22 protein-coding genes are annotated in these 19,980 nt (G+C 66.4%); 9 read left to right on the forward strand and 13 right to left on the reverse strand.

Features of this window, described 5'->3' with window-relative positions; genetic code table 11:
• Positions 1-173: 173 nt before the first annotated feature.
• From CXQ90_RS19190 to CXQ90_RS19215, 6 genes are all read right to left on the reverse strand, one after another.
• Positions 174-1,190, reverse strand: coding sequence for a sugar kinase (locus CXQ90_RS19190; protein WP_258064606.1), 1,017 nt, complete (start codon positions 1,188-1,190; stop codon positions 174-176).
• Entirely contained in the window at positions 1,187-1,903 is a 717-nt protein-coding gene (locus CXQ90_RS19195) for a bifunctional 4-hydroxy-2-oxoglutarate aldolase/2-dehydro-3-deoxy-phosphogluconate aldolase (protein WP_258064607.1), read from the reverse strand. The genes CXQ90_RS19190 and CXQ90_RS19195 overlap by 4 nt, the downstream gene beginning before the upstream one ends.
• Positions 1,904-1,914: 11 nt before the next feature.
• Complete coding sequence (gene dgoD, locus CXQ90_RS19200; protein WP_104140950.1) at positions 1,915-3,063, reverse strand: galactonate dehydratase; 1,149 nt, start codon at positions 3,061-3,063, stop codon at positions 1,915-1,917.
• 4 nt (positions 3,064-3,067) lie between these two features.
• Positions 3,068-3,949: a carbohydrate ABC transporter permease gene (locus tag CXQ90_RS19205; RefSeq protein WP_104140951.1), complete on the reverse strand. Its 882-nt coding sequence runs from the start codon at positions 3,947-3,949 to the stop codon at positions 3,068-3,070.
• Positions 3,946-4,884, reverse strand: coding sequence for a carbohydrate ABC transporter permease (locus CXQ90_RS19210; RefSeq protein ID WP_258064608.1), 939 nt, complete (start codon positions 4,882-4,884; stop codon positions 3,946-3,948). The genes CXQ90_RS19205 and CXQ90_RS19210 overlap by 4 nt, the downstream gene beginning before the upstream one ends.
• 89 nt (positions 4,885-4,973) lie before the next feature.
• Positions 4,974-6,254, reverse strand: coding sequence for an ABC transporter substrate-binding protein (locus CXQ90_RS19215; RefSeq protein WP_104140953.1), 1,281 nt, complete (start codon positions 6,252-6,254; stop codon positions 4,974-4,976).
• A gap of 133 nt (positions 6,255-6,387) precedes the next feature.
• Between CXQ90_RS19215 and CXQ90_RS19220 the strand changes: the two genes are divergently transcribed.
• The gene (locus CXQ90_RS19220; RefSeq protein ID WP_104140954.1) at positions 6,388-7,137 is read left to right on the forward strand and encodes a FadR/GntR family transcriptional regulator; all 750 of its coding nucleotides are present in this window, start codon (positions 6,388-6,390) and stop codon (positions 7,135-7,137) included.
• 69 nt (positions 7,138-7,206) lie between these two features.
• Here CXQ90_RS19220 and CXQ90_RS19225 read toward each other — a convergent pair whose 3' ends face one another.
• Together CXQ90_RS19225 and CXQ90_RS19230 are read right to left on the reverse strand one after the other, a co-directional pair.
• A complete protein-coding gene (locus tag CXQ90_RS19225) occupies positions 7,207-8,238 on the reverse strand; it encodes an aldo/keto reductase (RefSeq protein ID WP_104140955.1) in 1,032 nt (343 codons plus the stop codon).
• Between the two features lie 63 nt (positions 8,239-8,301).
• Positions 8,302-9,174: an NAD(P)-dependent oxidoreductase gene (locus tag CXQ90_RS19230; protein ID WP_104140956.1), complete on the reverse strand. Its 873-nt coding sequence runs from the start codon at positions 9,172-9,174 to the stop codon at positions 8,302-8,304.
• Between the two features lie 382 nt (positions 9,175-9,556).
• Between CXQ90_RS19230 and CXQ90_RS19235 the strand changes: the two genes are divergently transcribed.
• Entirely contained in the window at positions 9,557-10,300 is a 744-nt protein-coding gene (locus CXQ90_RS19235) for a GAF and ANTAR domain-containing protein (protein WP_104141003.1), read from the forward strand.
• A gap of 64 nt (positions 10,301-10,364) precedes the next feature.
• On the opposite strand, the gene CXQ90_RS19240 is transcribed toward CXQ90_RS19235, so the two are convergent.
• On the reverse strand, positions 10,365-10,874 hold the full coding sequence (locus CXQ90_RS19240; RefSeq protein WP_104140957.1) for an Hsp20/alpha crystallin family protein: 510 nt from the start codon (positions 10,872-10,874) through the stop codon (positions 10,365-10,367).
• A 336-nt stretch (positions 10,875-11,210) separates the two neighbouring features.
• Between CXQ90_RS19240 and CXQ90_RS19245 the strand changes: the two genes are divergently transcribed.
• From CXQ90_RS19245 to CXQ90_RS19255, 3 genes are all read left to right on the forward strand, one after another.
• Positions 11,211-11,702, forward strand: a complete 492-nt coding sequence (locus tag CXQ90_RS19245) for a hypothetical protein (protein WP_104140958.1) — start codon at positions 11,211-11,213, stop codon at positions 11,700-11,702.
• A complete protein-coding gene (locus CXQ90_RS19250; RefSeq protein ID WP_104140959.1) occupies positions 11,692-12,177 on the forward strand; it encodes a hypothetical protein in 486 nt (161 codons plus the stop codon). Before CXQ90_RS19245 ends, CXQ90_RS19250 begins: the two co-directional genes overlap by 11 nt.
• Before the next feature lie 103 nt (positions 12,178-12,280).
• Positions 12,281-12,853, forward strand: coding sequence for a mucin-associated surface protein (locus tag CXQ90_RS19255; RefSeq protein WP_258064609.1), 573 nt, complete (start codon positions 12,281-12,283; stop codon positions 12,851-12,853).
• 33 nt (positions 12,854-12,886) lie between these two features.
• Here the strand turns inward: CXQ90_RS19255 and CXQ90_RS19260 are convergent, their stop codons facing one another.
• Positions 12,887-13,501, reverse strand: a complete 615-nt coding sequence (locus tag CXQ90_RS19260; protein WP_104140961.1) for a TetR/AcrR family transcriptional regulator — start codon at positions 13,499-13,501, stop codon at positions 12,887-12,889.
• Positions 13,502-13,643: 142 nt separating this feature from the next.
• On the opposite strand from CXQ90_RS19260, the gene CXQ90_RS19265 reads away from it, so the two are divergent.
• From CXQ90_RS19265 to CXQ90_RS19275, 3 genes are all read left to right on the forward strand, one after another.
• The gene (locus CXQ90_RS19265; protein ID WP_104140962.1) at positions 13,644-13,880 is read left to right on the forward strand and encodes a hypothetical protein; all 237 of its coding nucleotides are present in this window, start codon (positions 13,644-13,646) and stop codon (positions 13,878-13,880) included.
• A gap of 175 nt (positions 13,881-14,055) precedes the next feature.
• Positions 14,056-14,559 carry a sensor histidine kinase gene (locus CXQ90_RS19270; RefSeq protein ID WP_104140963.1) on the forward strand — a complete coding sequence of 168 codons (504 nt, stop codon included), beginning with the start codon at positions 14,056-14,058 and terminating at the stop codon, positions 14,557-14,559.
• Positions 14,560-14,620: 61 nt separating this feature from the next.
• Positions 14,621-15,286, forward strand: coding sequence for a nucleoside/nucleotide kinase family protein (locus tag CXQ90_RS19275; protein ID WP_104140964.1), 666 nt, complete (start codon positions 14,621-14,623; stop codon positions 15,284-15,286).
• Positions 15,287-15,324: 38 nt separating this feature from the next.
• Here CXQ90_RS19275 and CXQ90_RS19280 read toward each other — a convergent pair whose 3' ends face one another.
• Together CXQ90_RS19280 and CXQ90_RS19285 are read right to left on the reverse strand one after the other, a co-directional pair.
• A complete protein-coding gene (locus CXQ90_RS19280) occupies positions 15,325-15,570 on the reverse strand; it encodes a hypothetical protein (protein WP_104140965.1) in 246 nt (81 codons plus the stop codon).
• A gap of 153 nt (positions 15,571-15,723) precedes the next feature.
• Entirely contained in the window at positions 15,724-16,779 is a 1,056-nt protein-coding gene (locus CXQ90_RS19285; protein WP_104141004.1) for an LLM class flavin-dependent oxidoreductase, read from the reverse strand.
• Between the two features lie 350 nt (positions 16,780-17,129).
• Here CXQ90_RS19285 and CXQ90_RS19290 point away from each other — a divergent pair, with 350 nt between their 5' ends.
• Complete coding sequence (locus tag CXQ90_RS19290; RefSeq protein ID WP_146068939.1) at positions 17,130-17,612, forward strand: hypothetical protein; 483 nt, start codon at positions 17,130-17,132, stop codon at positions 17,610-17,612.
• A 119-nt stretch (positions 17,613-17,731) separates the two neighbouring features.
• Here the strand turns inward: CXQ90_RS19290 and CXQ90_RS19295 are convergent, their stop codons facing one another.
• Positions 17,732-19,834 (reverse strand): Ig-like domain-containing protein, encoded by a 2,103-nt coding sequence (locus CXQ90_RS19295; RefSeq protein WP_258064610.1) that lies wholly within the window; start codon positions 19,832-19,834, stop codon positions 17,732-17,734.
• Between the last annotated feature and the right edge of the window lie 146 nt (positions 19,835-19,980).

Raw genomic sequence — 19,980 nt, forward strand, 5'->3', positions numbered from 1 at the left:
GTCACCCCGTCCTCGGTGGTGATCCGGAGGGTCACGAAGTTACGGGACGGGCTCGTCACGAACACTTCCGCAGCAATAATTTTCACAACAGGTCCAAGCTTTCTTTCGGTCGACAATGAACGTTTCCGGCCTCCCGGCCGGCACGGAAGCGTAGGGGCGCTCCCTGTGTGTGGCTAGCGCTGGGTGCTGCCGGCAACGTGGTTGCCCAACAGCGCGAGTTCCCCGGTGTGCGGGAGTCCTTCCCAGTCACCGGCTGTGCTGACGGCGAAGGCTCCCGCGAGGGCGCCGCGCCGCAGCCGCCCGGCGACGTCTTCGCCGTCGAGCAGCGCAGAGAGGTAGCCGGCGCTGAAGGCGTCACCGGCGCCGACGGTGTCGATACTGGTCACCGGCATGGCCGGCACGTCCCACCGTCCGTCGGCGGTGTAGGCGCCGGCGCCGGCGGCACCGCGCTTGACCACCACCTCCCGCACGCCCTGCGCCAGGAGTCGCTTCGCGAGAAGGGACTCGTCGGCATCGGAAAGGCCCGCGGCCGGATCCGCGCCAGGTTCCCTACCGAAGTCCGCCCCTGAGTCAAGAGTCGGAGGCGCCACGAGGTCCAGTTCGTCCTCCGAGGCAATGATGATCGTGGCGTGCAGGGCGATCGGGGCGAGGGCGGCGCGCGCCTCGTCCCGTGACCAGAGCTTGGCTCGGTAGTTGACGTCCAGCGAAACCAGCATGCCTTCTCCGACCGCCCGCTCGGCGGCGTACTCCACTGCCCGCCGCGCCTCGAGGCTCAAGGCGGCGGTGATTCCGGTCAGGTGGACCACCCTGGCGCCGCCCCGCAGCGCGGCGTCCACATCCGGAATGCTGAGCGTGGATCCGGCCGATCCCGAGCGGTAATAGTAAGCCCGGCTGACATCCGCGGTCCGCTGCTCTAGGAACATCACCCCGGTACTGCGCGACGCATCTTCGCGGTGATGCAGTCCGATTCCTTCGGAACGCAGCTGGCGCACGATGAACTGCCCGTGCGGGTCAGCTCCCACCACGCCGGCCCACGACACTCCGTGGCCGAGGCGGGCCACACCCACTGCGACGTTGGATTCGGCCCCGGCCACGTGCATCGACAGGCTGCCGCCGGCGGACAGCGGGCCGCCCGATCTCAGCGACACCATGGACTCTCCCAGGGTCAGGAGGTCGACGACGGCCGTCACCGGGAGCCTGCCTGAGCGGTCCGGCGGCCGAAACCGGCGGCCAGATCCACGAAACTGCGGGCACGCTCCCGCACCGGGGCCAGGTCCCCGCCCGAACCGGCGTCGCCGAACAGCGGACCGCCCAGACCGACGGCGATTGCGCCGGCTTCCCAGTAGCCCGCCGCTTCGTCGAGCCCCACGCCGCCCACTGCGATGAACGGGATGTCGGGAAACGGATCACGGAGCGCCTTGAGGTAGCGCGGTCCGCCGATGGAGGCCGGGAAGAGCTTGACGGCCGTGGCCCCGCGGTTCATTGCCTCATAGGCCTCGGTGGGGGTCAGCGCCCCGGCCAGGAGGGGAATGCCCCGCCGGGCCGACTCATCAATGGACTCCGCCAGCGCCGGCGTCACCAGGAACTGGCCGCCGGCTTCGGCGACGCGCTCCACGTGCTGCACGGTGAGGACGGTCCCGGCCCCGACGAAACAGCCTGCGGGCGCCGCCGCACGCACCTCGCGGATTGCCGCCAGGGCGCCGGGCGTGGTCAGGGCAATTTCAACGAACCGGAAGCCCTCCTCCATGGCGGCGAGGGCCGCCATCGCGGCCGCCGCGCCGTCCGTGCCGCGCACGATCGCCACCAGCCGGGTGTCCCTAATGCCGGCGAGCAGCAGCTCGGGGGTCAGGTTGTTCTCCATGTCAGGCTTCTCCTTCGTCGGGGCGATCAGGTCGGTGCTCACCACTCCGGTGCTCACCACTCGGCGAACGAGCCGTCGGGGTGCCGCCACACGGGTCCGCGCCACGCGTGTCCCTGCTTGTCCGCGGCACGGACCACCGCTTCGTCGATCTCGATGCCCAGGCCGGGCCCGGTCAGCCGCTCGATGTGCCCGTCCACGAACTTCAGGGGTGACTTGTCCACGACGTAGTCGAGCACTTCCGCGCCCCGGTTGTAGTGGATGCCGATGCTCTGTTCCTGGATGAGGAAGTTGGGCGTCGCGAAGCCAACCTGAAGGCAGGCGGCCAAAGCCAGCGGGCCGAGCGGACAATGCGGCGCCAGCTGGACCTCGTAGATCTCGGCCAGGGAGGCAATCTTGCGGACCTCGGTGATGCCGCCGGCGTGCGAGAGGTCAGGCTGTGCCACCGCGATTCCGGCCTGCAGCGCGGGCAGGAACTCCTGCCGGCTGTAAAGCCGCTCCCCGGTGGACACCGGCGTGGTGGTGGATGCGGTGAATTCGCGCAGCAGGTGCGTGTTTTCCGGAACCACGGGTTCCTCGAGGAAGAACGGCCGGTACGGTTCCAGGAGCGGCGCCACACGGCGTGCGTTGGCGAGGCTGAAGCGGCCGTGGAAGTCGACAGCCACGTCCCGGTGGTCCCCCAGGACTTCGCGGGCGGCGGCCACCCGGCGGACCACGCCGTCGAGCTCTGCCACCGAAGCCACCGGGCTCATCCGGCCGCTGGCGTTCATCTTCACCGCAGTGAGTCCGACTTCCAGCTGCGCGCTGATCTGGTCGGCCACCTCGTTGGGTTCGTCGCCGCCCACCCAGCCGTACATCCGGATCCGGTCGCGGACCGGGCCGCCGAGCAGCTGGTGGACCGGGGTGTTGAAGTGCTTTCCGGCGATGTCCCACAGCGCCTGGTCCAGCCCGGACACGGCGCTGGCCAGGATGGGGCCGCCGCGGTAAAAGGAGCCCTTGGTCATGACCTGCCAGTGGTCCTCGATCCGCAGGGCGTCCTGGCCGATCAGCAGCTCGGAGAGCTGGTCGACGGCGGTGCGCACGGTTTCACTGCGGCCTTCGCACGTCGCCTCGCCCCAGCCGACGATCCCGCTCTCGGTTTCGATCCGGACGAAGAGCCACCGCGGCGCGACGAGGAAGGTTTCAATCCTGCTGATGAGTGTCATGTACCTAGCCCTTCGTGGCGCCGGCGGTCATGCCGGACACGATGTATTTCTGTGTGAAGAGCGCGATGATCATGATCGGAATGGTCACCACGGTGGCGGCCGCCATCAGTCCGCCCCAGTCGATGCTGGCGTAGGAGACGAAATCGAAGATCGCGACCGGGAGGGTCTTCGTCTTCGAACCGGACAGGACCAGGGCGAACATGAAGTTGTTCCACGAGAAGATGAAGGACAGGATCCCGGCGGTGGCCATGCCGGCAACGGACAGCGGCAGGGTGATGCGGCGGAACGCGCCGATTGGCGTAAGCCCGTCCACCTGGGCCGATTCCTCGAGTTCCATCGGCAGGGAATCAAAGTAGCTCATCATGATGTACACGATCAGCGGCAGGGCGACGAACATGTGGCTGAGGATCAGCACCTCAAATCCGCCCACCATCTTCAGGTTGGAGAAGACGTAGTACCAGGGCACCAGCAGGGAGACGCCCGGGATGACGCGGGCCATCAGGACCACCAGTGCCGAGCGGTGCATGGTGAACCGGCTCATGGCGTAGGCGGCGGGGACGCCCAGGACCAGCGACAGGGCCGTGGACACGAAGGCCACCCAGAAGCTGTTGAAGATGAAGACGAAGTAGTTGTTGCGCTGCAGCACGTTGGCGTAGTTCTCGCCGGTGGGCGTGAACAGGAAGGACTTGCCGGCGTCGTAGATGTCCACATTGGTCTTGAAGGAGGCCATCAGCATCCAGAACAGCGGCGCGACGAGGAACAGCACCACAGCGATCAGGGCCACCACGCGGAACGTCTTGTAGGCCCGGCTGCGGAGCGGCTTCCTGCGGCGTGCCACGTGCGGGCGTTGCCGCACCGGTGCCTGGGGTTCAGTCAGGAGGGTCATTTGCTTACCGCTTTCTTGCGCATGGTCAGCAGCCACATGGAGCCAATGATGATCATGAAGAACAGGATCAACACGGCCGAGGACAGCCCGTACTGGTTGTAATCGAAGCTCAGTCCGTAGGCGTAGACGTTCAGGGTCTCCACTTCGTGGAAGGAGCCGCCGCCCTTGCCTTTGGTGGCGTAGAGGATGTCGAAGGTCTTCAGGGCGTCGATGCCGCGAAGCAGGATGGCCACGATGACCGTGGGCATCATGAGCGGCAGGGTGACGTAGAAGAAGCGCTGGAACGCGTTGGCGCCATCCATCCGGGCGGCCTCGTCCGGCTCGTCGGAGAGGGCGGTCAGGCCGGCCAGGAGGATGAGGACCACCATGGGGGTCCACTGCCAGACGTCCATGAAGATAGTGGTGGGCAGGGCGGAATCCTGCCCGGAGAGCCACGGCTGCGGCGGAATGCCCACGAGGCCCAGCAGCTGGTTGGCGAAGCCGATGTTCGGATCGAAGATCAGGCGCCACATCATGCCGACTGCCACGGGGGTGGCCACGAGCGGCAGCAGGATGGCAACCCGGACCCACTTTTCGCCGCGGAACGGACGCCACAGCAGCAGGGCGATGCCCATGCCGAGAATGATTTCGCAGGCGAGCGCCACGAGGGTGAAGGACATTGTGCGGCCCACGGCCGGCCAGAAGCGCTCGGTGTCGGTGAGGACCGTGAGGTAGTTCTCGAGGCCCACGAAGTCCGACGCCGCGCGCACCGACCCCTGGGAGTCGGTCAGGCTCAGGTACAGGGTCCAGGCAAGCGGAAAGATGATGAGGACGCCCACGAAGATCATGGCGGGCGCTGCGAACAGCCATTTCCGGTGGCGATTGGCCCAGGCGGAGAAATTCTCCTGGGCGTTAGCCGATCGTCCGGAAGTCCGGGCAGGGGTCAGTACAGACATGGTTCACCTAAGAAGTTGGGGGTGAAATCTTCAGCGGACGACGGCGGGACAACAGCCTGGCGGTTGTCCCGCCGTCGTGCTTTGGTTACTTACTTTTCGTCGTCCAGGAACTTCTGGAACGCGGCGTTGGCCGTGTCAGCTGCTGCTGCCGCGTCGGCGCCGGTGATGGAGGCGACGATCGGGCCGCCGACGATCTCGCGGGCCTTGCCCACGGTGAGGACCTGCGGGCGGTCGTGGCCCACTCCGTTTTCAGCGCTCACCGCGATGGCGGCGGCAAGATCCTTCGGGTAGGTGGAGGTTCCGGCAGGATCGGACCAGACCGAGGCGCGCGGCCCGGGGACGCCGGCCTTCTGTGCCTCCAGGGTGCGCTCCTTGCTGGTAGCCCACTTGATGAACTTCCACGCGTTGTCCTGGTTGGCCGAGGCTTCGTTGACCGCGAGGCCCCAGGAGGGGATGTTGTACGGCTTGGAACCGGCGGGGCCGGCCGGCAGCGGCGCGAAGCCCACGGTGTCAGCCACCTTGGACTTGGCCGGATCCGTGGCGTTCTTGTAGAGGGAATCGGCCTCGGTGTAGAAAGCGGCCTTGCCCTGGGTGAAGATTGCCATGGCCTCGGGCCAGCTCATGTCCGTGCTGACGTTCTTGGGGCCGTAGTTCTTGATGAGGCCGCCGTAGAAGGCGTAGGCCTTCTTGGCTTCGTCGCTGCCGACGGCGGACTTGCCGCTTTCGTCGGTGAAGTCGCCGCCGAAGCTGTACAGGAAACTGGAGAACTGGGTGACGGCCGCTGACTTGCCGGTGCGAGCAACGAACCCTGCGGTGTCAGCAGAGGACAGCTTCTTGGCAGCGGCCTCGAGCTCCTCCATGGTCTTGGGAACTTCGATGCCCGCGGCCTTCAGCAGGTCCTTGCGGTAGTAGAGCACTTCGCGTTCGGTGATGATGGGGACGCCCGTCACCTTGTCCTCGTACGAGGTGGCCTTGACGGGACCGTCCTGGTAGTCCTTCCAGTTCCAGTCGGCGTCTTCCGCTACTTTGCTGGTCAGGTCGGCGAGGTAGCCGTTGCGGGCAAACGCCTTGCCCTCCTGGAGCGGGCGGTACATCATGACGTCGATTTCGTCGCTGCCCGCGTTGAGCTTGACGTTGTACTGGTCGGAGAGCTGGTCTTCGCCCAGCTGCGTGAGCTCCACCTTCAGCCCGGTGGACTTTTCGAACTCCGGAATCGCTGCCTTGATGCCCTCGGTCCAGACGTGGTTGGCAAGCGTGACCCGGACGGTTTCCGAACCCTTGGACTCGCTGCTCCCCCCTCCGCAGGCGGTCAGACCCAGCGAGAGGGCCGCGGCGACGGCCGCATACTTCACTACTGAACGTCGCTTCATTACGACTCCTAAAATCATGGCCGGATTGTCCCCGGCCGCCCGCAAACGCATCTTTGCATCTGCTCCGGAAGCGATCATAGGTAAATAAAGCAGACTTAAACAACCCCTTGCGCCCCACCCGTATGATTTATTTATGAAATCTCCAAAGGCGGAGCACACTGCGAACCTGCACGCATCACTTCTGCATCGGCTCGGTCTTGCAATAGCGGACGGCACGCTGGCGCCGAACAGCATCCTCAGGCTCGACGAACTGGAAACCCAGCACAGCGTTTCCCGGTCCGTGGTGCGGGAAGCCGCGCGCGTGCTCTGCTCGATGGGGATGCTCGAGTCGCGGCGGCGCCTCGGAACGGTGGTCCAGGAAGAGGACTGCTGGAATCTCTACGATCCGCAGGTCATCCGCTGGCGCCTGGCGTCCTCCCGGCGGCTGGACCAGCTGCGGGCGCTGAACGAGCTGCGCGGCGCAATCGAACCGCAGGCTGCCCGGCTGGCCGCCAACCGGATTTCACTGGACGCCGGGAGCGATCTGGTCTCCCAGGCTGCGCGGCTCTGGGCTGCGGGCCAAGGAGGAAATCACGAGCAGTTCCTCCTCCTAGACATCGATTTCCACGCCGCCGTGCTCAAGGCCTCCGGCAACCCGATGTTCTCGCAGCTGCACAACCTGGTCACGGAAGTCCTCACCGGCCGCACCGAACATGGCCTGATGCCGCACCTGCCGCACCACGAAGCACTCCAGCTGCACGTGGACGTGGCCAGCGCCATCCAGCGGGGCGAAGCCGAGGCGGCCCACGCCGCGATGAGCCGGATCGTGGAGCAGTCCACGGAGGAAATGGGCGACATCTGGTCTAGGACCTACGAGGACACTTCCGCGCGAACGGACATTTAGGGCCCCCGCCCGGCGCCCGCGGGGGCGGCAGGAAAGGCCCCAAGTGTCCGTTCGCGCCGGGTGGGTGGCCTAGCGGCCGCCGGCGATCTTCCTGTTGCGCTGCTCCTGCGCCATCGGACCGTAGGGATAAACGCCGACGCGCGGCTGGCTCGCTTCGGTGAGCCGTTGCGTTTCTTCCGTGGTCAGTTCGAGGTCGGCCGCGGCCAGGTTGTCCGCAAGCTGCTCCCTGGTCCGCGCACCCAGGATGACCGACGTGACGGCCGGCCGGTCGGCGAGCCACGCCAGCGCAACCTGCGAGGCTGACACGCCGTGGTCCCCGGCGATCTTCTCGACGGCGCCGATCACCTGCCAGGTGCGGTCGTCGTCGTTCCTGGCCTGCCAGGCCTCCATGCCGCGCGTCGGGTTTTCACCCAGCCGGGTGGCTCCCGCCGGCGGCTCATCCCGCTTGTACTTCCCCGACAGCCAGCCGCCGCCCAGGGGCGACCACGGCAACAGCCCGATGCCCGCATCCAGCGACGCCGGCACGATCTCCGGCTCGATTTCGCGCACCAGCAGGCTGTACTGCGGCTGAAGCGTCACCGGCGGGGTCCAACCGTGCGCCTTCGCGAGGTGGACGGCCTTGGTCAGCTGCCAGCCCAGGAAGTTCGAGAAACCGTAGTAGGCGATCTTTCCGCTGCTGACGGCGTCGTTGAGGAAGCGCAGGGTCTCCTCGAGCGGGGTGACGGGGTCCCAGGAGTGCATTTGGTAGAGGTCAACCTGCTCCACGCCGAGCCGCCGCAGCGAATCGTCCAGGGACTTGGTGAGGTGGCGGCGGGAGGTGCCGAGATCGTTGGGACCCTTCCCCATCGGGAAGCGGCCCTTGGTGGCCAGGACCACCTGGTCCTTCGCTTCCGGCCGCTTGGCGAGCCAGCGGCCGATGATTTCCTCCGAGACGCCAGCGCTGTAAACGTCGGCCGTATCGATGAGGTTGCCGCCGGCCGCCACGTAATCATCCAGGATGGCGTGCGAAGTTTCCTCCGTGGCCTCGGCGCCGAAAGTCATGGTGCCCAGCGCGTAGTTGGACACGACGGCGCCGCTGTTGCCCAGGGTGCGGTACTGCATGGTTCTCCTCTGTCAGTGGGGTCGGTTCGTCGGTCAGTCTTGGTGTGGTCAGTCTTGGTGTGGTCAGTCTTCGGTGGGGGTGGTGCGGTTCGAGTGGTAGGTCCGCCAGCTGTGCTCAGGCGCAAATCCGAGGAGGCGCTTGGCCTTCTCGATGGAGAGCATGGTCTCGTGTTCCCCCAGTTCCCGGGTCACCTTGACGTTGGGGAACACCTCGGCGGCCAGGCTGGCGCTGGAGCGGCTCATCACGGTGTCCTCATTGGCAATGATGAAGGCCTCGAATCCCGGCGTGCCGTGCTCCAGGGCGCGCGCCACCGCCTGGGCACCGTCGCGTCCGTCAATGTAGCCCCAGAGGTTCCATTTGCGCAGCGTCGCGTCAGCGTCGAAGGAGGGGAAGTCCTCGTAGTCCCCGGCATCCATGACGTTGGAGAACCGCAGGCCGGTGATGCTGAGCTCAGGGTCCCAGCGCGTCATTTCGATCGCCATCTGTTCTTCCAGGTGTTTCACCAGGGAGTACGTGCTTTCCGGCCGCGCCGGATATTCCTCGTCCACCGGGATGTAGGGAGGGTCGACGTCGAACGGAAGTCCCAGCACCGTCTCACTGGAGGCGTACACGATTTTCTTGATGCCGGCCCGGCGGGCCGCCTGGAACACGTTGTATGTAGAGAGCATGTTGTTCTCGAACGTAGCGGCGTCCGGAACGATGCCCGGGGCCGGGATGGCGCCCAGGTGGACGATGGCGTCGAAACCCTCGTGCCTGTCGTCCAGGCCCAAAACGACATCTAGGACCTGGCCGTAGTTGCGCAGGTCCACGACCGCCAGTTGAGGGCTCCGCTCCCCTGCCCGGTCCAAATTGAGGACGGCGTGGCCGTCCTCAACCAGCCTGCGGACCACGTGGCGCCCAAGCTTTCCGCTCCCGCCGGTTACGGCAATCCTCATGGTGGTCTCCTCTGGTTGGTCTGGCGGCGTGCCTGAATCCAGCGCGCACGGTGGGCGGACCATGGCAGGCTCCGCCTGTCAACGTCCTTACCCAGCCTAGGGGCGGCGGTCCGGCCGCACACCCCTTTTGGCAGGCCCTCTCAGTCCTAGGAAAAACGGAGCCACCCGGGCGGCACGGGCCTCAAGCCAGCCATGTTCATTCTCCGGACTTGCTGTCATAATGCCCCCGAACAGGTGTATATAATTTCTCGGTACGGTTTAGCAGAAGGCCGTTGGATAGTTGTTCGATCCGGCGCTTGCTGCCGCTACCCGTCCCGGCTCCGGGCGATCTGCGCTGCGTCCGCCGGCTCGTCTTGACCTGAGCGAAACGGTACTGGGAATCGTGGCCAGCGAGTCGACCGCAAAATCTGAAGCCTCCATTGCAGGGCACCTGAACGAAACAGTGCTTGCCAGCGCTGATGTGGAGGAATTCCTCCACGAGCTTGCCCGGGTTTCCGCCCGCAGCCTGTCTGAACCAGGCGACGAAGTCCTCTGTGGAGTCACGCTGCTGCGGCACCGGAAGGCCGCCACAGTGGCCAGCAGCAGCCCCGCGGCCCAGGCCATGGACGAGATCCAATACGACTTCGGCGATGGCCCCTGCATGACGGCATCGCGGGAGCAGGTGACCGTCCACATCACCGACCTTGAAGAGAACGAACGCTGGCCACAATATTCGGACGAGGTCCTGGGCCACGGCGTCCGGTCCATCCTGGCCATTCCGTTTCAGCTCGAAGGCGATACGCGGGCTGCCCTGAATCTCTACTCCCACAGGCCGGGCCGCTTCGAGGGGCGGGTCTTGGAACTGGCCCAGGATTTTGTCAGCCAGACTTCGATGGCACTGCGCCTTGCTGTCCGCTTCGCCCACTACAGTGACGCCGCGGCGAACCTCAAAGCCACGCTGGAGACACGAACGGTGATCGACGTCGCCGTGGGAGTCATCATGGCACAGAACAGGTGCAGCCAGCGGGAGGCCTTCGAGCTGCTGAAGGCAGCATCCAGTACCCGCAACACCAAGCTGCGCAGCGTGGCAGCGGCAATCGTCGATTCCCTGGGCCAGGGGCCGGCGAAGACCCACTACGAGGGGTGACCACCCGCTGAGCGGGATTATTGCTGAGGAGGTTCAGTACGGGCCGGCTTTAGTACGGCCCTGCTCAGTACGGCCCGGGTGCCTGACCGGATGCCTGGCCGGGCGCCTGCTCTCCGGTTGCCTGCTGGCCGGGTGCCTGCTGGCCGGCCGCTCCGGCGAATTCCGATCCGCGGGAGACGCGGATCTTCCTTGATCCGGCGGCGGATTCCTCAGGCAGCGGCACTCGAACTTCGAGGATCCCGTCCGTGTAGGAAGCACGGATGTCCTCCTGGCTTACGGGAGCGGGAAGGCTCACCGTCCGGGAGAAGGTGCCGTAACGGAACTCAGAGCGGTAGCCCTCTTTGTCCTTTTGCTCGGACCGTTCCTCGCGCCGCACAGAGATCTGGAGCTGATTACCCGAGAGGGTAATGTCAACGTCCTCGTCAGGATCGATGCCCGGGACCTCGGCGTTGACCACCAGGAACCCGGCCTCACGGTATTCCTCCACGCGGAGCCACGTGTCCAGATCCCCTTCCAGGAGGCGCCGGAAAGGCTCCGGAAATTCGACGCCCGCGCGGCGAAAAATGTTGGTCATCGCTGTTACCTCCTGTTCGCATCCGGCCCCTTGTGGCCGATTCGCCCGGGGCCGGGGATGGTTTCCAACACCACCAAAACTACGCTCCCACCACCACGTTGTTAAGGCCGCAAATAGCCGTTCACAGCGCGGTTCCTACGGATTTCCCTATAAAAACCCCGGAAGTTTCTGGTGGAAACCCTGCCCAAGCGGGCTGCGGGGGCCTACCAGTCACATCGGCCCCCCATTACTCACCTCTCTCACCGGATCGAGGGGTTCGCCAGCCGAGGTTTTCACAGGAGACACACAGCATATTGGCGGAATGCAGTCACGCGAGCCATCTAGTAAGGAGCCCCGATGAAGAAGCTGTTACTCCTTGGTCTTCCGTTGGTTACACTCGCGGGGCTCAACGTCTGGAGCCAGGCGGTGGCGGAACCGGCCCACATCCGGGGCCCGGGCGTGGTAGTGCGGGAGGGAGCGGGCCCGGACCTGGCCGCGGACGTGCGGCAGGCCCAGACCCCGGCAGCCGCTCCCGCGAAGAGCAACGCCACGACCTTAACGACGGCTACGGTGAAGAACCCCGCCACGAACGCCGCGAAAACCGCTGTGAAGAACCCAACGGCGGCTCCTGCGCCGATCCCCGCCCCCCATCGAACAACCGCGCAAGCGCCACCGGCACCCGTGGACGCAGCATCCCCGGACCGGATCACGATGTTCGTGCCGGCAGCCCCGGCACTCGTCAGCAGTTCCGGCGCCTCGGAAGACGATGGCGGCTCCAGGGGCCGCGGGCGTGGCGGGAAGTCCGAAGACAGCCGCAGCGGTCACCACGGCGGCCGCGATGACCGCTAGATCCCAGGGACCGCAGGAGCCTCAACTCCAGACCGGCGCCCCGGCCCTCCGAGCACTCGCCCTTGACGGATTCGACGCTGCCGGGTTCGAGGCTGCCGGCTTCGACGCTGCCGGATTCCACGCCGATGCCTTCAAGAGCCCCTCCGCGCTCTTCGCTGCGCTTGGCGTCACCGAGAAGACGGTGATGCGCCACCAGGTGGCGGAAGTCATCCTCGATATTCTTGGGGCAACCGGCCCGGAGTCCGAGGTACGGCTGCGGCTGCTGCGCCACCTTGCCGCCCACCCGGGGTGCCCCGAACAGGCACTTCTTTGCCATCTCCGGGAGAACGCCCGGCTGCCGCTGTCAGCGGTGCCCGGGTCCACACCGGCAGAGACCTCCGGCCGGAACATGGACGCCACCGACGGCTGGGGCGCCGCCGGGCTGCCAGAGGAATGCGCCGGATTGCGGACAGATCTGTTTCGACTCCCCGAATGAAGATAAGTAAGCTTATGATCTATCGGATAGCCGTTGCAGGCCGGCGGCACAGGCACGAAGGCTTGCCAGACGTGCGAATGGATCGGTGGAGGTTGGAGGAAAGTTGGAGTTACTACGCGGCGCGGTAGGCCGGCGTCGGGGATTCGGCGCCATGGTTGTGGCCGGGTGCCTCGCCGCTGCCGCGCTGGCTGGCTGCGCGCCTTCAGCCCCGGATTTGGATTCCCAGACCGGCAAGGAACTGCAGGCGCAGGTCCTTGCCGTCAGCGCAGCGGCGGCAGCGTCGGACCCCGCCACCGGACTGCGGTCCCTCGACGAGCTAGTGGGGCACCTGACCGGCGCTGCGGCCAACGGCGAGGTGTCTTTCAAGCGCCATCAAAGCATCATGAAAGCGGTGGAGGCGGTGCGCGCCGATCTCCTTGCGGCCCAGGCAACAAAGGCTGCGGCAGCCAAAGCGGAGGCGGAGCGGGCGTCGGCTTCAGCCGCGAAAGCCGCAGCGGCCAAGGAGGCAGCGGCCAAAGCCGCCGCTGAGGCGTCAGCCGCACAAGCCGCCGTCGTTATTCAGGCACCGGTCACGGCACCTGAGGCTGCCGAGAGCAACGAATCTGCGGTGAGCAAGCAGCCCACCGGCGAAGGCCGGAACAAGGGTTCCAACAAGGGCAAGGGCAGCGGCCGGTAGGCCATGCGCTGCCGCCCGAACCCGCCCGTAACCCTAGTTCCGGTGGTGCTCGATCAGCCAACCGGCCATCTGCTGGGCGCGCTTGGAGGCCAGGAAATCCCCTTCCGCGGCCGAGATGATGGAGCCCTTCATCAAAATGTGCCAGGACCGGGCAAAGTCGTCGGTGCGCTGGAGGCCGGCTTCTTCGGCGAGCGCCTTGATGTGTCCGCGGATCCTGGCGAGGTAGCCGATGCTGGCTTCCCCGAGCGGATGCTCCGGCCCCATCTCAAGGAGGACATTGATGAACGTGCAGGCCTCGAAATCGTCGCGTTGGAACCAGTCCCCGAACACGTCAAAAACGGCCAGCAGCCGCTCCTCGGGCGTGGATCCGCGACGTCTGGCTTCGGAAACGATGAGGTCCACCGTCCACACCTGGTCGCGGACCGCCAGGAAGGCAAGAACCAGCGCATCCTTGGAGGGAAAGTGACGGTAGAACGTAGATTTGGCCACACCGGAGCGATCTATCAGCTCGTTGATCCCGACGTCGCGGACACCGCGGCGGGAGAACAGCTCGTAGGCAGTGGCCAGTATCCGGTCCACTGGTTCGCTATGGCCGGTCCGCACCTCATTAGGCAGCAAGGCGTCCCCGGTTGCATCAGGTGCACTCATTAGGGAATTAGTCTACCTTGGGACTGGCAGAGACAGACTTGTCTGTCCTATTGTTGCTATGAACAAGACGTCCGCAACTACGGGACAACCAGACCCGGCGTCGCTGGCGTTGCTGCAATGAAGCAGAGATGGGAGTACACCAATGGACGATGACGACATCCGCGCGGTGGAGGCAGCCGTGGCCACGCTGGAATCCGCCAGCGCAGAGCACGAACCTGCGGCAATTACCCTACAATCCGCGGTTGCGGCGGCCGTGACCCACGGCAAACCGATCCGCGACGTGGCCGCCGCGGCGCACATGACTGCGCTGGAAGTCCTGGACGCAGCCGACGCCGTTATGTACCCGCGCCAAGCACTTCAACCCTCGTCTGTGGCCTAGTAGTCCGCCGTGGTCCGGTCCGCCGGGTCGGCTTACGTGCGGGAACCTTGATCGGATCCTGAGGAAAAGCCGCGGTAAGCCTGATCCGCCCGCGCCACTCTTAAGTGCATCAGCCCGTGGAGGGAGCGATCCTCCGGGGAAAGCATGCAAGAGCAGCCAGGAAGCGGGGGAAGCCATGACCACGGCAGCAACTCTCGAAGCGGTCACCGACGCCGGCGGCGTCATCACTGATCCGCAGCCCGTGGACTTCCACCGTCTCGGGCTTGCCGGATGCATCGACAGGCTAACGGCACCGTTGCGCCGGCAGGGAATGTGCGTGCACTGGGAGACGCCCCACCACGGCCTCGAAATCTCGTCCAGCTGTGCCTCGCTGCTCTATCGGACCGCGCAGGAGGCCCTGAGCAACACGTTCAAGCACGCGCATGCCACCGATGTGACGGTCCGGCTCTCCGCTGTCTTCCACGGGATCCGCCTCACCGTAGCTGACAACGGCACCGGTTTCGCGAACGGCACCAGCCGGGCGGCGGAGCCGTCCGCCCAGGTGCGTGGCCGCGGTAGCGGCCATGGTGCCGGGCTCCACTCCATGTCCGTTGCGGTGGAGGAGGCCGGCGGGACAGTGGCCATCGACTCTGCGCCCGGAACTGGCACCGCGGTCACCGTCACCATTCCGCTGGACTGAAGTTCGCTGGACTGAACTTCCGCTGAACCAGACCACCCGCGCACTGGCCTAGGATGCTTCCATGACAGTGCGCGACCTCAGGACAATGGCGGTCCGGGCTTTCGAATCCCCCGACATTCAGCAGGCCATAGCCGGATTGCGCAGCAATCTGGCCGCCGGGCGCCGCATCCTGCTCGGTGTGGCGGGCGCGCCCGGCTCCGGAAAGTCCACGTTCGCGGCCTGCCTGGCGGAAGCCCTGGGTCCAGGATCGGCCCTTGTGGTCCCCATGGACGGATTTCATCTCGGGAACGCCATCATTGACGGCACGCCGCTGAAGCAGCGCAAGGGCGCTCCGGACACGTTCGACGTCGGTGGTTATGTCTCGCTGCTGCGGCGCCTCGCGCTGCGGGACGAGGAAGTTGTCTACGCGCCGGACTTCCGCCGCTCCATCGACGAGCCTGTGGCCGCCTCGATTGCCGTGCCGGCCGGGGTGCCGCTGATCATCACCGAGGGAAATTACCTGCTGGCCGACGGTCCCCAATGGCAGCAGGTGAGGTCACAGCTGGACGAAGTCTGGTTTGTTGACACTCCCCGGGAGCTTCGCCTGTCCCGGCTCGTGGAACGGCACATGCTCTTCGGCATGGACCGGCCCGCCGCCGAGGCATGGGCCTCGGGGTCCGACGAAGCCAATGCACGGCTCATCGAAGCCACCCGCCACCGGGCAGACCGGATCATTCGCTGGGGCTGAAGCCGGCCGCCTCGAAGCGCCCGCCCGGGGCGGCGTGCCTAGCGGTCCTCCGCGTCCCACATGCCGGAGTCTTCCGCGGCTTCTTCCGGTTTGTGGCTGGCGTCCGGGGCGCCGCTGCCCACATAGCTCGCCGGCACCGTGCCGCCGGCCTGGGTAAGCTGTTCCTCGCGGATGTTGTGCGCCGTGCCTGCCTCGGGCTTCGGTTGCCGGGCCTCGACGGCGTCCGGGTCGCCGGGGCCCCGAAGGTCACTGGGCTCTTCTCCGTTGCGGTTGCTGTCAGTCATGCCACTGCCTTTCACTCGGGAACGCCGTTCATCCGCTGGGCGGCTGCCGGCCTGCGCTGCAGGCTTACGCCTACCGTCGCTGCAATCAGCCCAGCCCGGTCTGTGGGCCGAGCCGCGCGAGCTCCAGTCTATGCACGCCCATAGCGTGCCAGGCTAGCCGTGCCGCACTTCGGGCCTGCCCGGCGCCGGTTCCCATCCGAGGGCCGGAGCGACGTACCGGGCGATGTTGCCCAGCAGTTTGGCGTTGTACTCCACTCCCAGCTGGTTGGGGACGGTGACCAGAACGGTGTCAGCGGCCTGCACAGCGGCGTCGGCGGCGAGGCCGGCGGCGACGGCGTCGGGTTCGCCGATGTAGCTCTTGCCGAAGCGAGCCAGGGCGCCGTCGAGGGCCCCCACCTGGTCCCGGCTCTCGCGCAGGGCGCTGAGCCCGAAGTACTGCCGGTCCTCGTCGTCGGTGAGGGGCAGGACGCTGCGGCTGACCGAAACCCGCGGATCATGGCTGTGGCCGGCTTCCTTCCAGGCCTCCCGGAACATCGCGATCTGCTCGGCCTGGAGTTGGTCGAACGGCACTCCGGTGTCCTCCGTCAGCAGGGTTGAGCTCATCAGGTTCATGCCCTGCTCTGCCGCCCAGACGGCGGTGCTTCGCGTTCCGGCACCCCACCAGATCCGCTGTTCCAGCCCCTCCGAGCGGGGCTGAATGGGCAGCAGGCCGGTGGCTCCGCCGGCGTACCGGGGATCGGCTTCCACGAGGCCGGCCCCCGCCACGGCCCGGCGGAACTCCTCGGCGTGCCGGCGGGCCATGTCCGCGTCCGTCTCCCCGTCGCGCGGCACGTGGCCGAACGCGGCCGCGCCGTTCCTGGCGGGCTCGGGTGAGCCCCGGCTGATTCCAAGCTGGAGCCTGCCGCCGCTGATGAGGTCCGTCGCGGCTGCTTCCTCGGCCATGTACAGCGGGTTCTCGTAGCGCATGTCCACCACCGCGGTGCCCATTTCAACCCGGCTGGTGCGTGCGGCGACGGCAGCGAGCAGCGGGAACGGCGAAGCCTGCTGGCGGGCAAAGTGGTGCACCCTGAAGAACGCACCGTCAATCCCGATCTCCTCGGCCGCCACGGCCAGATCAATGCCCTGCAGCAGCGCATCGCGCGCCGTCCTGGTGTGCGAACCCCGCACAGGGCCCCAGTGGCCGAAGGACAGGAAGCCAATACGTTTCATGCCGTCCACAACGCGCTTGGTGCCGCTGCCATTCCGGCGGTTCCGGCCGCCGTCGGCCGTCCTCCGCTGTACCGACGTCCTACAACCAAAATCGGTGGAAAAAATGGCTCCAAACCAGACCCGAGGCGTATGATAGTCACGTACCGGATCCAAGGACATGCCTTGAAAACGGATCCGGCGCCCAGCCCACCTGCTCATGCGGGTGGACGATCATAAGCGGACAGACGTGTGGTTGATAGGTCTCCACGCGCAACGTGATCGGCCGGCGCTGCCCAGCATACACAGATATGTGCATCGCTAGTCAGGAGAAACCTATGTTTAGCACTTCGCCAACTTGCCAGCGTCGCCCCTTGGCTGCCCGCCTCGCCTTGGTATCAGTGGCATCCCTGAGCCTCATTGGAGGTTCCGTTGCGGTGGCAGGACCGGCGTCAGCCGCGGCCTACGACTACAAAAAGGTCGAGTGCAATGTCAAAGCCAAGAAGGTAGATCACAAAGAATATGGCAGGTACTCGAAGAACAAGGCGGACGTAAAGTTCGAGTTCAAAGTCTGGTGCGACAAGAAAACCGATGTGAAGTTCGAGCATTGGATCTTCCAAAAGAAGAACAACGGTAAGTGGGAATTGATCAAGCACCGGCACGACAAGATCAAGGATGTCAAGTACGCAGACAAGCACACCAAGGCTGAGGTCAAGGACAAGGGCCGCAAGGGTGACAAGGAACATGTGTTCCATGTCGTCAAGATCAAGTACGAAGACAAGAACGGCAAGTACTCCCGCACGGTAACCAAGCATGACCACGCTGATGGCAAGGTCGATTTCGGCCGCGGCCACTGACAGTTTCGGCCCCTTCAGGCTGACTCGTCACACAATTAGCTGAACGGAGGCCGACGGCGGCGCGAAAGTGCCGCCGTCGGCCTCTGTCTGCGAAGGCCTGTTGTGCCCGGGAGAACCGGTCAGAGGGAACCGGTCGTGAAGGTCCAGCTGTAGGAAGTCAGGCCGTTTCCGGCGAGGTCGCGGATGGCAGCCGTGCCGCCGGTGACGGTCACGGTGTAGCTGGTCCGGGCGGCGAGCGTTGCGGAGGGGTTGAGGATCCACTGGTTGGTGGTTCCGTAGCGTGAAACGGTGGCGGCCACCTTCGCGCCGGTGGCTGTGGCCTTAAGCGTTACGGTGCCGGTGCCTGCGCCCTGGATGGCCTCGCTGAACGTCACCGCGACGTTGTTCGAACGCCTCACCAAGGACGCTCCCGGCCGCGGGGTCACGGCCGTGATGACCGGCGCCGGGCCGGTGGTGAACGTCCAGCTGGTGGTGGCCAGCGGGGTGCCTGCGGCGTCGCGGACGGCAGCAGCCCCGCCGATCAGGGTGGTCGTGTACTTGGTGTCGTTGGCGAGGGGAGACGCCGGATCCAGCGTTGCCGTCCGGGTGGCGGCGTTGTAGCTGACAGCAGCGGGGACCACCGCTCCGCTGGGGCTGTTCAGAACGAAAGTGCTGGTGCCCAGGCCCTGGACCGCACTGCTGAACGTCGCGGTGACGTTGCTTCCGGCTGCCACGCCGGTGGCGTTCGCGGCGGGCCCCCGGGCAGTCAGCGTGGGGGCCACGGCCGTGGTGAAGCTCCAGCCGGTGGTGACCAGCGGCGTACCGGCTGTGTCACGGATGGCTGCTGTCCCGCCTGTCAGAGTCGCGGTGTATTTCTGGGCTGCGGCCAGGAGGGACGCCGGTTTGAGCGTCGCGGTCCGCGTTGCGGCGTCGTACGTGACCGTGGCCGGGACCGTGGTGCCGGCGGCGTTCTTCAGGACGAGGGTGGAGCCGCTCACGCCCTGGACGTTTCTGCTGAACGTGGCTGTCACGCTGCCTGCCACAGCCGCACCGGCGGCATTGGCGGACGGGCTGTGGCCTGTCACCACCGGAGCCGTGAGGATTGCGGCGGACGGGTCCGAATACAGCAGGCGGTTCGGCGTGCCGGTGCCGGACGCGGTGACCGCGCCGGGGGTGGAAGCGGACACCATCTTGGACGCCACGGCGGCAGGGGTGAGCTCCGGCGACCTCGACAGCATTGCGGCAGCGGCGCCGGCCACATGCGGCGCCGCCATGGACGTTCCGCTCATCGAGGCCGTCGCCGTCGTCGAACCGGAGCCTGCGGACGTGATGCCCACGCCCGGAGCGTATAGGTCAACGCAGCGTCCGAAGTTGGAGAACGCGGCCTGCCTGTCCGAGGAGTCGCTCGCCGCGACAGTCAGGGCGTCCGGCACCCGGGCCGGGGAACTGTTGCAGGCGTCGCTGGCTGTGTTTCCGGCGGCGACCGCCACGGTGACGCCGTCGTTGACGAGGCCCTGCACGGCCGCATCGACCGTTGCGCTGGCGACGCTGCCGAGACTCAGGTTGGCAACGGCAGGCGTTCCGGCCTGATGCTGCGATGCCACCCACTCCAGGCCTGCAACCACGTCCGAGTTGAAGCCGGACCCGGCGCAGTCCAGGACGCGCACAGGGACGATGGTGGCCGCCTTGGCCACTCCGTAGGTCTTCCCGGCGATGGTGCCGGCGACGTGCGTGCCGTGGCCGTTGCAGTCGCCCGTTCCCAGGCCGTCCGCCACCGAAGTCCACCCTGCGGCAACGCGCCCGCCGAATTCCGTGTGCGCAGCCAGCACGCCGGAGTCGATCACGTATGCGCTCACCCCCGCACCCGAAGAGGCCGAGGTGAAGGAGCCGGACAGCGGCAGCGCACGCTGGTCGATGCGGTCCAGCCCCCACGGTGCGGGTTGCTGGGTCTCTGCTGTTGTCACCCGAGCATCGATCTCGACGGCGGCCACCTGCGCCGAGCGCCGCAGTTCCGCGGCCTGGGCTGGCGTCGCCGTCACCACGGCGCCGCGCAGCGCCTTGGAGAAGGTGCGTCCGACGGCGATTTTCCGGGACCGCAGGTTCCGCACCTCAGAGGGGACGTCGGTGCCGGCGGCGTACCGCACCAGGTACCGGGCGGTTGCGCCCGCGGGCGCCGCTAACTCGGAGTCCGTGGCGGCCGGCGATGCGGTGCCGGTGGCCACCCCGGCGTTGGTGACGGCCAAAGCGGTCAGCAGCAGCGCTGCCAGGGCAGGTTGGAGGGCAGGCAGATAACGAATTTTGGGGTTCCTTCGGGCGTGAGATGCGGTACGCGGAAGCCGGAATCTGGCTAGTTCCAGTGTATTTTCAGCCGTCACGGGCCGACCCCAAG

Source organism: Arthrobacter sp. ZGTC131 (assembly GCF_002929275.1).
Lineage (GTDB): Bacteria > Actinomycetota > Actinomycetes > Actinomycetales > Micrococcaceae > Arthrobacter.